Origin of the sequence: Acinetobacter sp. DSM 11652 (genome assembly GCF_900109815.1) — a bacterium.
Lineage (GTDB): Bacteria > Pseudomonadota > Gammaproteobacteria > Pseudomonadales > Moraxellaceae > Acinetobacter.
In genome coordinates, this window is record NZ_FOBK01000008.1 from 79,100 (window position 1) to 93,106 (window position 14,007).

Sequence of the window (14,007 nt, forward strand, 5' to 3'; positions counted from 1 at the left end):
TAATTTTTTTATTGACGCATGAGTGTTATATCCCTAATATAGCGCTCACACAGATTGAGCACTTAGCTTGATACCTAGATTGCTTTTATAGCATTGACTGTGTTGCCTCATAAGTCCCTATCGTCTAGAGGCCTAGGACATCGCCCTTTCACGGCGGTAACCGGGGTTCGAATCCCCGTAGGGACGCCAAATTCTAAAAAACCACTGACCTAGATCAGTGGTTTTTTTTCATCTATACATTTTTGATTTTAGTTTCGATGTTATAGAATTAAGCAAAAGAAATACGGAGCGCTCATGCAGTACCAATGCCCTAAATGTCAAAGTCGTAAAATTCTTCCTTTAGCAAGTGCCAATGCACCTGCTGTACGACCAAATGTTCCTAAAAGCTTAATCATCCTCGTACCCACTCTATTTTTACTCCTATTATTGGTCATTATTAGCGTTGTATTAATGATTTTTAGTAATGGTGCTGGTGAGACACTTCAAATTGCAACTGTGATCGTATTTTTAATTGCAGTGATAGCGGGTGTGATGTTCTGGAAAGATTTACCAGATTTCAAAATTTCGATGCAAGCCTTCATGCAATCTCAAAAGAAATGGAAATGCCGTGAATGTAATCACGAATGGGAAAATTAATTGTTTATTTTCATCTCTCCTTAAAGCTCATTTGAGCTTTAAGGACTTATAATTAAATAAATTTAAATTTTATATATGAGTAGTAGACAAAACCTTCAAAAGAGCATAATTTAATGAAATAGATCTCATTTTTGCATGGATAAGCAAGGAGAACCATATAATGATAATAAAACTATTTCAATCACTATTCTTTGATCTAAAACGTACTCGAACAGCTAATTTATCCAATCTCGAGCCATCCACATCCTTAAACCCTCGAAATCAAATGTGGTTATACCTACGTGATGCATTACGTGGGAATGCTGAAGCACAATACCAATTAGGTCTGAGTTACTTAAATGGTGAACTAGGTTTGGATCGAAATTATCAAATTGCTGAAAAATGGCTGAACCAATCAGCGAATGCTGGAAATGAAAATGCAAAAAGAACTCTACTTCAAGCTTATAGTCTTTTAGCATTTTCATAAAATTAATTCATAAAAAACCAGCCTGAAGGCTGGTTTTTTTATTAGATGGAATTAACCACCAATTTTGCGATATTTTTGGCGCTTAGCCACTAGATCATCGCCATCGCGTTTACGACGGTATTCTTCGAACTCAGCATAGTTTCCTGTGAAGAATTCTGGTGTTTCACCTTCGAATGACAAGATGTGCGTTGCAATACGGTCTAGGAACCAACGGTCATGCGAGATGACCATTACAGTACCTGGGAATACTAAAATTGCATCCTCAAGCGCACGTAAAGTTTCGATATCCAAGTCGTTCGATGGTTCATCGAGAAGGATAACGTTTGCGCCCATTTGTAGAATTTTCGCAAGTTGTAAACGGTTACGCTCACCACCTGACAATTGACCTACACGCTTCTGCTGATCTTGGCCTTTAAAGTTAAAACGACCAATATATGCACGTGATGCGATTTCATATTCACCAATACGTAAGATATCTAAACCGCCAGAAACTTCTTCCCAAACCGTTTTATTGTTATCTAAGGTGTCACGAATCTGACCCACGTAAGCCACTTTAACTGACTCACCTAGCGTTACCGTACCTGTATCAGGTTGTAATTCACCTGTCATCATACGGAATAGTGTGGTTTTACCCGCACCGTTCTCACCCACGATACCCACGATCGCACAAGGTGGAACAACAAAAGATAAATCTTTGTAAAGCGTACGATCACCAAACGATTTGCTGATACCTTCAACTTCCACAACCTTGTTCCCTAGACGTGGACCAGGTGGAATGTAGATTTCAGACGTTTCGTTACGTTGTTGGAATTCACGAGAGTTAAGCTCTTCAAAGCGTTCCATACGTGCTTTATTTTTCTTTTGCTGACCTTTTGCATTAGAACGAACCCATTCAAGTTCTTTTTTCAATGCTTTAGCAAAAGATTCTTCTTGCTTCTGTTCTTGCTCTAAGCGGGCATTTTTCTGCTCTAACCAAGAAGAATAATTACCTTGATAAGGGATACCCATACCACGGTCAAGCTCAAGAATCCACTCAGCAACGTTATCCAAGAAATAACGGTCATGCGTAATCGCAACGATTGTACCAGGGAAATCTTTTAAGAAACGTTCCAACCATGAAACAGATGATGCATCCAAATGGTTCGTCGGTTCGTCAAGAAGCAACATGTCTGGTTTAGACAAGAGCAAACGGCAAAGTGCCACACGACGGCGCTCACCACCTGACAATTTAGTGACATCAGCATCCCAAGCTGGCAAGTTTAACGCTGCCGCTGCTTGTTCAAGCTGGTTATTTAAGTTATGCGCATCCCAAGTTTGAATAATTGCTTCAAGCTTTTCTTGCTCTTTTGCAAGTGCATCAAAGTCGGCATCTTCAGCTGCATATTCAGCGAAAACTTCATCAAGACGAGCTAATGCATCAAGTGCTTCACGAACGCCATCTTCAACGTTGCCACGAACGTCTTTTGTTTCATCTAATGGCGGCTCTTGCTCAAGGTAGCCGATCTTGATACCTGGTTGTGCACGAGCTTCACCAGAGAAATCTTTATCTACGCCAGCCATAATACGAAGCAAGGTAGATTTACCTGCACCGTTTAAACCAAGAACACCAATTTTAGCGCCCGGGAAAAATGATAAAGAGATGTCTTTAAGGATTTCGCGCTTAGGCGGAACCATCTTAGACACACGGTTCATCGTGTAAATATATTGGGCCACGTAGGACTCCTCTATAAAAAAAACAAAATCCGCTGTAAATACAAATCGCGGACAAATAATTAGGGAGCATTATACGATGAATACGATAAAAACATAAGCCATACGCCCGAACTTGCAAGGAATGTTACAAGTTTATTTTTTCATCAAACTTACCATTCAAAGTGCACAAGAATATGGCTTTTAAATGAGCAACATATGAGAATTTTAGATAACTTTTTCAATATTTTATAAATTTTATAATATGATTAGGGTGCTATATTCTCATTGAACAATTTTTAAACCACAAGAAGATCTCAAAATGACATATAAGGACGAAACCCTCGCCATCCATGCTGGATACTCACCTGAACCAACGACTAAAGCAGTTGCGGTACCCATTTATCAAACGACGTCTTACTCATTTGATAATACGCAACATGGCGCAGACCTATTCGATTTAAAGGTCTCTGGGAATATTTATACACGGATTATGAACCCAACGACTGCTGTGCTTGAACAACGTATTGCAGCACTCGAAGGTGGGATCGGCGCATTAGCACTTGCATCAGGTATGGCAGCCATTACCTATGCCATTCAAACCATTGCTGAAGCTGGGGACAATATCGCTTCTGTATCTACACTTTATGGTGGTACATATAATTTATTTGCACATACGCTACCAAAACAAGGGATCGAAGTGCGCTTCTTCGATTATCAAAATCCAGAAAGTTTGCGAGCACTTGTTGATGAAAAAACTAAATTAGTCTTCGTTGAGTCTATTGGTAATCCACTCGGCAATATTATTGATTTAGAAGCGATTTCTAAGCTTGCACATGAACTTGGCATTCCTGTAATTGTGGACAATACAGTTGCTACACCAGTGCTTCAAAAATCTTTTAAATTTGGTGCAGATATTGTTGTTCACTCTCTAACCAAGTACATCGGCGGACATGGTAATTCGATCGGCGGTATCATTGTTGACAGCGGTAAATTCCCTTGGGGTAAATATCCAGATCGTTTTAAAGCGTTAAATACGCCCGATCCAAGCTATCACGGCGTGAACTATGTCGAAGCGCTTGGTGAAGCAGCTTATATTGCACGTGCTCGTGTCGTGCCATTACGCAACACAGGTGCAGCGATTAGCCCACAAAATGTTTTCTTAATCCTGCAAGGTTTAGAAACATTAAGTTTACGTATGGAACGTCATACTGAAAATGCTTTAAAAGTTGCTCAATATTTACAAGCTCATCCAAAAGTAAAATGGGTAAATTACGCAGGACTACCTGATCACCCGCAACATGCTTTAGCTCAGAAATACGTTAAGGGCAAACCTTCAGCAATTCTTTCATTTGGTGTACAGGATGGCTTAGCAGGCGGAACTCGCTTTATAGATGCCCTACAATTATTCACACGATTGGTGAATATCGGTGATGCAAAAAGCTTAGCATGTCACCCAGCAACTACAACGCATCGCCAACTGAATGAAGAAGAGTTAAAAGCTGCTGGCGTTTCTACGGATATGGTTCGCTTATCTATTGGAATCGAACATGCTGACGATTTAATCGCCGACCTAGAACAAGCGCTCGCTCAAGTTTAATCTTGGTAATACATTAGAAATAAAGCCTCATGACTGGGGCTTTATCCTCATTTACCATATCGTCTTTTTCAATTATTTTATTCGTATTACCACAATAAAAAATTAGAGTATTTACTCTAATTTTTACAATAAATTCATAAACTTATGCCATGGTTTATTTTCATTTTTCCACTATGCTGATTTGTATGACACGTTTAAAAATACGTGTTCCACAATTCATTGCATTTACAAGGAGAATGAAGTGAATAAAAAATTAGAACAGCGTTTTAAAAAACGTGTCCATGGAAAAAATATTCTGATTACAGGCGCGTCCAGTGGTATCGGTTTAACTGTTGCACATCAATTGGCTGCGGCAGGTGCGCATGTATTATTGGTGGCACGAACTGAGGAAACTTTACAACAAGTAAAATATGAGATTGAGCAAAAAGGGGGAAAAGCTGACATTTTTCCTTGTGATTTGAATGATATGAGTTCAATCGATGCTGTAACGCAACAAATCTTCAATAGCGTCACACATATTGATATTTTAATTAATAATGCAGGTCGTTCGATTCGCCGTGCAGTCCATGAGTCCATCGACCGTTTTCACGATTTTGAACGCACGATGCAACTCAACTATTTTGGTGCTGTTCGCCTCATTTTAAATATCCTTCCACATATGATAGACCGTGAACGTGGACATATTATTAATATTAGTTCAATTGGTGTATTAGCCAATGCTACACGCTTCTCTGCATATGTCGCTTCAAAAGCTGCATTGGATGCATTTAGCCGTTGCCTATCAGCTGAAGTCCATGCGCATAATATCGCTATCACCTCGGTCTACATGCCTTTGGTCAGAACGCCGATGATCGCTCCAACTAAAATATATAAATACGTGCCAGCACTTTCACCGAATCAAGCTGCAGATTTAATCGCTGGTGCTATTGTGAACCGTCCAAAAAAGGTAGCGACTGGTCTTGGAAAACTTGCATCAATTACTTATGCAATTGCACCTGATATTAATAATAAATTGATGTCGATTGGATTTAATTTATTTCCAAGCTCTACTGCTTCTGTCGGTCGCCAAGAGAAATTAAACATTGTACAGCGTGCATATGCCCGACTATTTCCTGGCGAACATTGGTGATCGAACAAGTTAATTTAAATACTTTGTGAGATGATCTTGTTACATTTTCACTGTGTGATTTTAATTATTCTTTAAGAATTAAATGCCATGATCAAAACATAAAATAGGAGTTTGTCATGGCTCAAATTTATTTTTTTAGATTATTTTTTCTAGCAGTTGCTGTTTTGATTTTTACTCAAATCATGAGCATGATTATTCAGCAACATTACTCATTCGACACCTTATTACAGCTAGGTTTATTTTTAATTTTGCTTGAGCTGGGATTCAACATAAAACCAGCCGATGCTCAAAATAAAACTGAATTGGATCAACAGCAGATGAATCATGCCAAAGCACCAAAGTCTTATGCATATCATTTGTCAAAAATAGGTTTAGGCACTATTGCATTCAGCTTGATCTTACCGAATCTTATTTAGTGCTAATCATGATTGGGTTCAAATCTAGGCGTAAAAAAAATTTTGAGATCATTCGTTAGGCGGCAGAGTTATGTTATAAACCTTGCATCTTATTGATTTTATGCTTTGTACTTATGCGTGGTTTAGCTTTAGTGCTGCAATGTGCAGCCATCGCATTTGCGATATTCCTCATTTATCAAGTTACTCTCGGTTTTTATACTCAAGAATTTAAAGTTTTAGACGTAGTCGCAGATGTAGGAACTATTCTCATCTGTATCGATCTTGCCGTATTCTTGTGGCATAGCCGCCAAACTAAAGCTGCCAACCTACAAGACTATGCACAAAAGATCGAACAATCAGTTCCAAAATTCGTAAAAATTTCACGAAAATTAGGTCATCTCGGGATTTTATTGATCTTAACCAGCTGGATTGTCCCCATGATTAATGGATAAATTAAAAACCTCCCATTTGGGAGGTTTTTAATATCACTTACTGATGAAATGAGATCATTTAAGATAAAAAGTTGACTTGACCAGATTTCACATCATAGATTGCGCCAACAATCCCAATCTCTTTACGCTCAATCATGTCTCTTAACGTGTCACTATTTTTAATAATATAATTAATATTATTTCGCACATTTAACACAGTTACGGCATCAATAAAATTGGTTGTAAGTTGATAATTACTCATATCATTTTTGACTGTTTCCGCCGCCTGCATAATCGGCTTCAAAAAATGCTGAACGTTCGGTGTATCTTTTAGTTGACTCAAATCCACTTTTTGCTCAAATAAATGACAAGCAGATCCTACCGCACCACAGTCCGTATGCCCCAATACCACGATCAGTTTTGAACCTTTGGTTTTACATGCAAACTCTAAAGAGCCCACGATTTTTTGACCAGCAATATTTCCAGCAATACGCAAACTGAATAAATCACCGATTCCTACATCAAAAATGCGCTCTGTCGGTGCTCTAGAATCCATACAACCCAACACTGCAGCAATAGGATGTTGCCCTGCATTTGACGTAACTTGAATTTGGCGAGCAATATTATGGTGTAAACGCTGATGATTAATAAAACGCAAGTTCCCGTCTTTTAGCATCTGTAAAACTTGATCAGGACTGAGCTGTTTTTGGAGTTCTTGCGTACTCACATCAAGATCAAGCTCGTCCTCTTTTATCTCAGGATAATGTGCTTTAAAACCTTGTAAATTAACTTTTATCCCCTGCTTTACCGCCACTTCACTTTGAAAGTCCTTAATAATTTGATAGATATCTGGATCAATATAATAGGTATTGGATGCATCGATTAGCACATTTTCATGCGGTTTAACTTTTTCTAAAGCGGTGACGAGTGCGGCACGATTTAAAAAACTTAAATTTGGTGCTAATTCAATACGGGTAAGTGAACCATGCAAGTGTTTTTCATGGATCACACGTACACCACGGTGTAAATGACTCTGTAAGATAATCAATAAACTGATCACTAGACCAATCATGATGCCTTTCAGTAAATCAGTTGCAATGATTGCAACTACCGTGACAATAAAAGGTAAAAATTGTTTCCAACCTTGCGCATAAATCCGTTTAAATAGGCTTGGTGTTGCCAATTTAAATCCAGTCAAGATTAAGATTGCTGCCAATGAAGATAGCGGTATCGCATTGATTAATGGGGTGAGCGCCACCACTGCAACAATCAGTAAAAAACCATGAAAGATTGCAGAAAATTTGGTTTTAGCTCCACTGGTTGCATTCACTGAACTACGAACAATGACTGAGGTAATCGGCATACCACCGATCAATCCTGACATAGAGTTTCCAACACCCTGTGCAAATAATTCACGATTCGGTGGTGATGAGCGCTTTTGTGGATCCATCTTATCGGCAGCTTCTAAATTCAATAGTGTTTCAAGAGAAGCTACCACCGCTAATGTAATTGCACCCGTATAAATTAAACTATTATTCCAATACGAAAAATCTGGAAACTGGAAAATCGTTTCTGAACCAGAAAAGATATTCGGAAGATTAATCAATTGTTGAGGGTTTACTGCATATGGAGAGCCGATTTTCAACATGATAAAGTTAAGAAGTCCAGCAAATATAACCGCAATCAAGGCTGAAGGCAGCGGCAGCTTTTTTAATTTACTACTATCCCACAGTAGGATTAACGCAATACAACTTAGACCAATTAATCCTGAGCCAATATCAATATGACTCAGTACAGATTGAATTGACCATTGATCAATCAAAGCAAATCCTTTGACGTCCAAACCAATCAATTTAGGTAATTGACTGATAATCAGTAACAGACCAATCGCGGCAAGCAATCCCAAAATCACATTGGTGGGTACGAAATTTGAGAAAACACCTAACCTAAAAATACCAAATAATATTTGTAAAATTCCAGCTAAAAACAATGTGAACAAAAAGGCTTGATAATTACCTTGTAGTAATTCAATTTGGGTCAATACAATCGCCACTAAGCCTGCAGCGGGACCAGATACACTGATATGTGAGCCACTAAAAAAACCAACAACGATTCCACCAATCACGCCAGCAATAATGCCTGAAATGAGTGGTGCACCTGATGCATGAGCTATGCCCAAACAAAGCGGAAGTGCAACAAGGAAAACAACCAGACCTGAGAGCAAATCACGACTATAAAATCGAGGTTTCAGCCCTTTATTTTGAGATATACTCATGTTTAATTTCTCTTAATTATATGACTTATAAAGTTAAAAATAATTTTGAAGTGATTAATTGATTATTAAGTTTTTCTTGTTGTTTTATACCATCTTAAAGTTTACATTTAAAATAAATCACCTTGATGTTCTTCATTTATTTAAAAACATAAGCATAAAAAAACCTCCCATATGGGAGGTTTTTTACCTGATTAAAGATTACTTCGAACCTTTAACCCCTGCTTGTAATAATAATGCACCTAAACCACCAATCTTCTGTTCTTGTGGTTTCTGCTGCTGAGGTTTTTTCGCATGTTGTGGGCGATCACCGTGTGGACGTGCTTGCTGAGAACGCTTCGCGTGTGGTTTACGCTCACCACGTTGCTCTTGCTGGCCTTGAGTTTCACGGCGTGGCTGGCGCGGTGCCTTCGCAGGTGCTTCAGATCCTGCAGGACGCATCGATAAATTAACACGATTACGTTCCACATCAACTTGTAACACACGCACTTGAACAATTTGCCCTGGTTTCACAAACTTATGTGGATCAGAAATAAATTCATTCGCTAGTTCTGAAATATGAACTAAACCATCTTGATGAACACCAACATCAACAAATGCACCAAAGTTCGTTACATTGGTCACTACACCTTCAAGCTCTAAGCCTTCAGTCAGTTGTGAAACCTCAGTAATGTCATCACGGAACTTCGCTGTACGGAACTCCGGACGTGGATCACGACCTGGTTTTTCAAGCTCCGCCAAAACATCTTGGATCGTTGGTAAACCAAATTTGTCATCAACAAACTCTTCAGGTTTAACCTGACGAATGATTTCAGTATTGCCAATAATATCTTTTACAGTGGTCGCTTTCGCTTCAACAATCTTGTTGACTAAACCATAAGACTCAGGATGAACTGCTGATGCATCCAATGGTTCTGAACCATCTTGAATACGTAAGAAACCTGCAGCTTGCTCAAAAGTACGCTCACCTAAGCGTGGTACTTTTTTCAAATCTTGACGATTATCAAAACGACCATTCTCTTTACGGTAGTCTACAATTTGCTGTGCTATAGATTTGTTTAATCCTGCGATGTAACCCAAAATCGCTGAAGATGCTGTATTTACATCTACACCGACTGAGTTCACACAGTCTTCCACTACAGCTTCGAGCGTTTTTGCCAAGCCTGTTTGATTCACATCATGTTGATATTGACCTACACCAATTGATTTAGGATCAATCTTCACAAGTTCAGCCAATGGATCTTGTAAACGACGCGCAATAGATACTGCACCACGAATCGATACGTCTAAATCTGGTAATTCTTGTGAAGCCAATTCAGATGCTGAATATACTGAAGCACCTGCTTCAGATACAGACACGCGCGTTAATTTAAGATCAGCATGAGCAGCCATCATTTCCGCAACAACAGCTTCTGTTTCACGACTCGCGGTACCGTTACCAATAGCAATTAGCTCAACATTGAATTCACGGCATAAACGTGCCAATTCATTGATCGACCCTTCTTTATCTTCTTTAGGTGCGAATGGATAAATCGTGCTGTGTGCCAATACATCTCCAGATGCATTCACGACAGCCAATTTCACACCTGTACGGATACCAGGATCCACACCTAAAGTAGTACGTGAACCTGCTGGTGCAGATAAAAGTAAATGACGTAAATTTTCTGCAAATACTTGCATTGCTTCTGCTTCAGCAGCCAAACGCTTTTCTGTCAGAAGTGAATGCTCAATTGTAGGCCGGACTTTGCCGAGCCAGAATAATTTTGCAGTTTGCTTCAGAAAATCTTGACGGGCTTGAGGTTGAACTTGATCAAGATTGTATTCAGTTTCAATGCGCGCCAAAGGAGCATCATTTTCACCATCAACTTTTAGACCGAGTACATTCTCTTGACGTCCACGTAACATTGCCAATAAGCGATGTGATGGAACTTTGTTTAAATTTTCAGAAAAATCGAAGTAGTCACGGAATTTTTTACCAACTTCTTTTTTCTCTTCACTAGCAACTAAGCTTTTTAACACTGCTGTTTTTGCAAACATCGCTTTAAGCTCTGTCGTGAGTGCAATATTTTGTGCCCAGTCATCAATGAGAATATGCTGAACAGCGTCTAATTGACTCTCTAAATCAGGATAATCTTCATGATTAAATCCTTCTAAAGCTTCTGCAGGTTCAACATTTTCATTATAGATTTTTTCAGCGATTGGGCCTAAACCAGCCTCTTTTGCTTTAAATGATTTACTCGTACGTTTTGGGCGATACGGTGCGTAAATTTCTTCTAATGCATTTTTTGTTTCAACGGCATTGACGCGAGCTAACAAATCATCCGTGAGTTTATTTTGTTCTTTCAGTGATTCAATGACCTTTTCACGGCGTTCAAATAAATCACGAAGGTAAGTTAATCGGGTATCCAGTTGACGTAACTGCGTATCGTCTAAGCCTTGAGTTACTTCTTTACGGTAACGTGCAATAAATGGAACACTAGAACCTTCATCAATCAGCTTAATGGCAGCTTCTACTTGGTTTGGACGTACGGCAAGTTCACTTGCCAACTGCTGAACTAAGTCAGTCATCGTGTTAAATTCCACAAGGATAAGGACTAAAAGTTAGTGATTATAAAGACCGAGACTATAAAATCCACAATTGTTTTGAATATTTGCAATGAAATTTTAAATAAAAGTCTCAATTTTTCTAGTTTTATCTCCCAGAGAAAAAGCTTCTAGTGAGATCTCTGATCAATTATTTGAGTGTAATGCGTCATTGTGTCATCACTTTGACAATGAACTAAAACATTTAACTCTTTATAATCACTTTATTTTTCTGATTTTGATGTAAATTTTTTGCTTTCAATACCACTTCAAATTAGCTTCATATTGAATAGCGATTTTATTTTAAATTATTTGCTTAAAAACAGGTCAATACATGTTGTGATTTGGTTTCAGAACACACTTAAAATTGTAATTTTGAGCAATTTGATACATAGTCTTAACAAGAACTTAGGCATTATACTGAGACAAATGACTATTTATAAATACAACTTTTAAGGGAGTGCATCATGAGTTTAGTTGTACCTGCTGAAAATACTGATGTAGTATACAATGACACTGACAGAGTTGAACGCATTCTGGTCGTCGACGATGATGTGCGTCTTCGTACCCTTTTACAACGGTTTTTAGAAGATAAAGGTTTTGTGGTTAAAACCGCACATGATGCCACGCAAATGGATCGGTTATTACAACGTGAACTTTTCTCGCTCATCGTTTTAGATTTTATGCTTCCTGTAGAAGATGGTTTGAGCATTTGTCGTCGTTTAAGGCAGTCTAACATTGACACGCCTATTATTATGCTCACTGCACGTGGTAGCGACTCTGATCGTATTGCAGGGCTTGAAGCAGGTGCTGATGACTATCTACCAAAACCATTCAACCCAAATGAATTGTTAGCTCGTATCCGAGCTGTACTACGTCGACAAGTGCGTGAGGTTCCTGGGGCACCAAGCCAGAATGTTGAAGTGGTTTCATTTGGTCCTTGGTCACTCGATCTATCGACTCGAACACTGACTCGTGAGGGTCAAGTGGTGACCTTAACTACTGGTGAATTCGCAGTACTCAAAGCATTGGTGCAACATCCTCGTGAACCGTTGACACGTGATAAATTAATGAATTTGGCACGTGGTCGTGAATGGGGAGCAATGGAACGCTCTATTGATGTTCAAGTCTCTCGTTTACGTCGTTTAATCGAGGAAAATCCGGCTCGTGCACGCTATATTCAAACGGTGTGGGGTGTGGGATACGTATTCGTACCAGATGGTGCAGAATAATTTTTTAAACAATGGACTCCGCCATCAATGATGTCGGGGTCTTTATTTTATGTATTAAACAATTACATGCACTTATTCTTTTTAAGCCCAAACTCTCAGGTTAGACCGTGAAACTTGATCCTATTGACCCACAAAAATTTAATGAATTTGTTGCGTATTCAGAGCGAAAACGAACGAAATGGGAACGCTTTCTTGACAAAATCAAGCCGCGCTCCGCTGCAATGCGAACAACAGTTTTGGTTGTTTTTGTGGTGTTCTTTAGTCTGTTTATGTCACTTTGGTTTTTTTGGAAAACCCTCTATTTACCAGAGATTCAACAGCATGCACGCTACCTTGCGGTTGAACTCGAAATTATCAACAACCCCGACCTTCGAATTTTTCATGGTGACACTGAACTTGATGTTGACACATGGTTAAAACAGCGTGTTGGAATTGAATACGTTACAGACCCTGCTGCGTTCCCCAACCAGCGCGATAAAGTCATTGCTGAATTCTTTACGAACCAAGTTGAAAAACGTTTGGCCAAAGAGCTCGACGTGCCTGAGGTCACCGTCTATTTCCAATTTAAACCTAGCCCACGTATTTGGATTCAAACCCCAGAAATGAACGGGAATTGGGTTCAAGAACCGTTAAAAACTTATGCAAATTATAGCCCCGAATTGATTTTGGCATGGTTTCTTGGCGTACCGCTGATTTCAGCCATGATTATCTTAACTTTAGTGAGACAGCTCAATCGCCCACTACGCCGACTTCAAAATGCAGCAAATAGCTATAGTAAAACTGGAAAAGCCCCCTATCTTGAGACGAACCACGGACCTTTGGAAATCCGCCAAGTCAACCAAGCCTTTAATCATATGATTTATACATTGGAGCTCACTGAACGTGATCGTCAAATTATGTTGGCTGGTATTTCACATGATTTAAGAACCCCGCTCACTCGAATTCGACTGAGTGCTGAAATGATGTCAGATGATGACTTCTTGAAAGAAGGCTTAATCTTTGATGTGGATGATATGGATGCCATTCTTAATCAGTTTATTTCTTACATGCGTGATGGTTCAGATGAAGACCTAAAAGAAACCAATATCAATACCCTTTTGCAAGAATTGGTTATTCAGTTTAAACCCCTGGATATTCGCTTTGAACCAGAAGAACTCCCACTGATTACTGCTCGTTCGCTTTCCCTCAAGCGCTTAATTGGTAACTTAATTAATAATTCTAAGCGTTATGGTGCTGAACCCATTGAGCTAAGTGCGAAAGTCGAGGGAGATCATCTAAAAATTTGTGTTGCTGATCACGGTGATGGAATCCCAGAAGATCAAATTGCAGACCTTATGCAACCTTTTGTACGTGGCAATGAAGCACGTACCATCCAAGGGAGTGGTCTTGGTTTAGCCATTGTAAAACGAATTGTCGATATTCATGAAGGTGAATTAAAAATTCATAATCGTCCTGAAGGAGGTCTTGAAGCTATCATTCTACTGCCCCTTTCAACACCTCAAGTTGCTGATATTTCAACCAATAGCACCTTAGATAAAATCAGGCAAACCATCACCGAACGATTTTGATGAATG

At 39.1% G+C, this 14,007-nt stretch carries 11 protein-coding genes and 1 tRNA gene; 9 read left to right on the forward strand and 3 right to left on the reverse strand.

From position 1 onward, the window contains the following. The first annotated feature begins 113 nt into the window (after positions 1 to 113). The 3 genes from BMW42_RS09200 to BMW42_RS09210 all read left to right on the forward strand — a co-directional run bounded on the left by BMW42_RS09200 (position 114) and on the right by BMW42_RS09210 (position 1,102). A tRNA-Glu gene (locus tag BMW42_RS09200) sits at positions 114 to 189 on the forward strand. A gap of 105 nt (positions 190 to 294) precedes the next feature. Then, positions 295 to 636 (forward strand): membrane protein, encoded by a 342-nt coding sequence (locus BMW42_RS09205; protein WP_035263946.1) that lies wholly within the window; start codon positions 295 to 297, stop codon positions 634 to 636. A 160-nt stretch (positions 637 to 796) separates the two neighbouring features. Then, positions 797 to 1,102: an SEL1-like repeat protein gene (locus BMW42_RS09210; RefSeq protein WP_051586493.1), complete on the forward strand. Its 306-nt coding sequence runs from the start codon at positions 797 to 799 to the stop codon at positions 1,100 to 1,102. 51 nt (positions 1,103 to 1,153) lie between these two features. Here the strand turns inward: BMW42_RS09210 and ettA are convergent, their stop codons facing one another. Further along, positions 1,154 to 2,815 carry an energy-dependent translational throttle protein EttA gene (gene ettA / locus BMW42_RS09215; protein WP_035263944.1) on the reverse strand — a complete coding sequence of 554 codons (1,662 nt, stop codon included), beginning with the start codon at positions 2,813 to 2,815 and terminating at the stop codon, positions 1,154 to 1,156. Positions 2,816 to 3,113: 298 nt separating this feature from the next. Between ettA and BMW42_RS09220 the strand changes: the two genes are divergently transcribed. The 4 genes from BMW42_RS09220 to BMW42_RS09235 all read left to right on the forward strand — a co-directional run bounded on the left by BMW42_RS09220 (position 3,114) and on the right by BMW42_RS09235 (position 6,367). Continuing rightward, positions 3,114 to 4,391, forward strand: a complete 1,278-nt coding sequence (locus BMW42_RS09220) for an O-acetylhomoserine aminocarboxypropyltransferase/cysteine synthase family protein (RefSeq protein WP_092767295.1) — start codon at positions 3,114 to 3,116, stop codon at positions 4,389 to 4,391. Between the two features lie 241 nt (positions 4,392 to 4,632). Then, the gene (locus tag BMW42_RS09225) at positions 4,633 to 5,520 is read left to right on the forward strand and encodes an SDR family NAD(P)-dependent oxidoreductase (RefSeq protein ID WP_092767298.1); all 888 of its coding nucleotides are present in this window, start codon (positions 4,633 to 4,635) and stop codon (positions 5,518 to 5,520) included. A 116-nt stretch (positions 5,521 to 5,636) separates the two neighbouring features. Continuing rightward, a complete protein-coding gene (locus BMW42_RS09230; RefSeq protein ID WP_035263939.1) occupies positions 5,637 to 5,936 on the forward strand; it encodes a hypothetical protein in 300 nt (99 codons plus the stop codon). Between the two features lie 113 nt (positions 5,937 to 6,049). Then, complete coding sequence (locus BMW42_RS09235; protein WP_092767300.1) at positions 6,050 to 6,367, forward strand: hypothetical protein; 318 nt, start codon at positions 6,050 to 6,052, stop codon at positions 6,365 to 6,367. A gap of 58 nt (positions 6,368 to 6,425) precedes the next feature. Here BMW42_RS09235 and BMW42_RS09240 read toward each other — a convergent pair whose 3' ends face one another. Continuing rightward, complete coding sequence (locus BMW42_RS09240; protein ID WP_092767302.1) at positions 6,426 to 8,621, reverse strand: bifunctional SulP family inorganic anion transporter/carbonic anhydrase; 2,196 nt, start codon at positions 8,619 to 8,621, stop codon at positions 6,426 to 6,428. A 198-nt stretch (positions 8,622 to 8,819) separates the two neighbouring features. Beyond that, on the reverse strand, positions 8,820 to 11,186 hold the full coding sequence (locus BMW42_RS09245) for a Tex family protein (RefSeq protein WP_092767304.1): 2,367 nt from the start codon (positions 11,184 to 11,186) through the stop codon (positions 8,820 to 8,822). 482 nt (positions 11,187 to 11,668) lie between these two features. On the opposite strand from BMW42_RS09245, the gene ompR reads away from it, so the two are divergent. After that, the gene (gene ompR / locus BMW42_RS09250; protein WP_092767306.1) at positions 11,669 to 12,433 is read left to right on the forward strand and encodes an osmolarity response regulator transcription factor OmpR; all 765 of its coding nucleotides are present in this window, start codon (positions 11,669 to 11,671) and stop codon (positions 12,431 to 12,433) included. 107 nt (positions 12,434 to 12,540) lie between these two features. Then, positions 12,541 to 14,001, forward strand: coding sequence for an ATP-binding protein (locus BMW42_RS09255; protein WP_092767308.1), 1,461 nt, complete (start codon positions 12,541 to 12,543; stop codon positions 13,999 to 14,001). Positions 14,002 to 14,007 lie beyond the last annotated feature (6 nt).

Excerpts from the sequence above, each read along its gene's own strand:
- BMW42_RS09205 (WP_035263946.1), top strand. The coding sequence starts at position 295 with ATGCAGTACCAATGCCCTAAATGTCAAAGTCGTAAAATTCTTCCTTTA.
- BMW42_RS09210 (WP_051586493.1), top strand. The coding sequence starts at position 797 with ATGATAATAAAACTATTTCAATCACTATTCTTTGATCTAAAACGTACT.
- BMW42_RS09220 (WP_092767295.1), top strand. The coding sequence starts at position 3,114 with ATGACATATAAGGACGAAACCCTCGCCATCCATGCTGGATACTCACCT.
- BMW42_RS09230 (WP_035263939.1), top strand. The coding sequence starts at position 5,637 with ATGGCTCAAATTTATTTTTTTAGATTATTTTTTCTAGCAGTTGCTGTT.
- BMW42_RS09235 (WP_092767300.1), top strand. The coding sequence starts at position 6,050 with ATGCGTGGTTTAGCTTTAGTGCTGCAATGTGCAGCCATCGCATTTGCG.
- BMW42_RS09240 (WP_092767302.1), bottom strand. The coding sequence starts at position 8,621 with ATGAGTATATCTCAAAATAAAGGGCTGAAACCTCGATTTTATAGTCGT.
- BMW42_RS09245 (WP_092767304.1), bottom strand. The coding sequence starts at position 11,186 with ATGACTGACTTAGTTCAGCAGTTGGCAAGTGAACTTGCCGTACGTCCA.
- ompR (WP_092767306.1), top strand. The coding sequence starts at position 11,669 with ATGAGTTTAGTTGTACCTGCTGAAAATACTGATGTAGTATACAATGAC.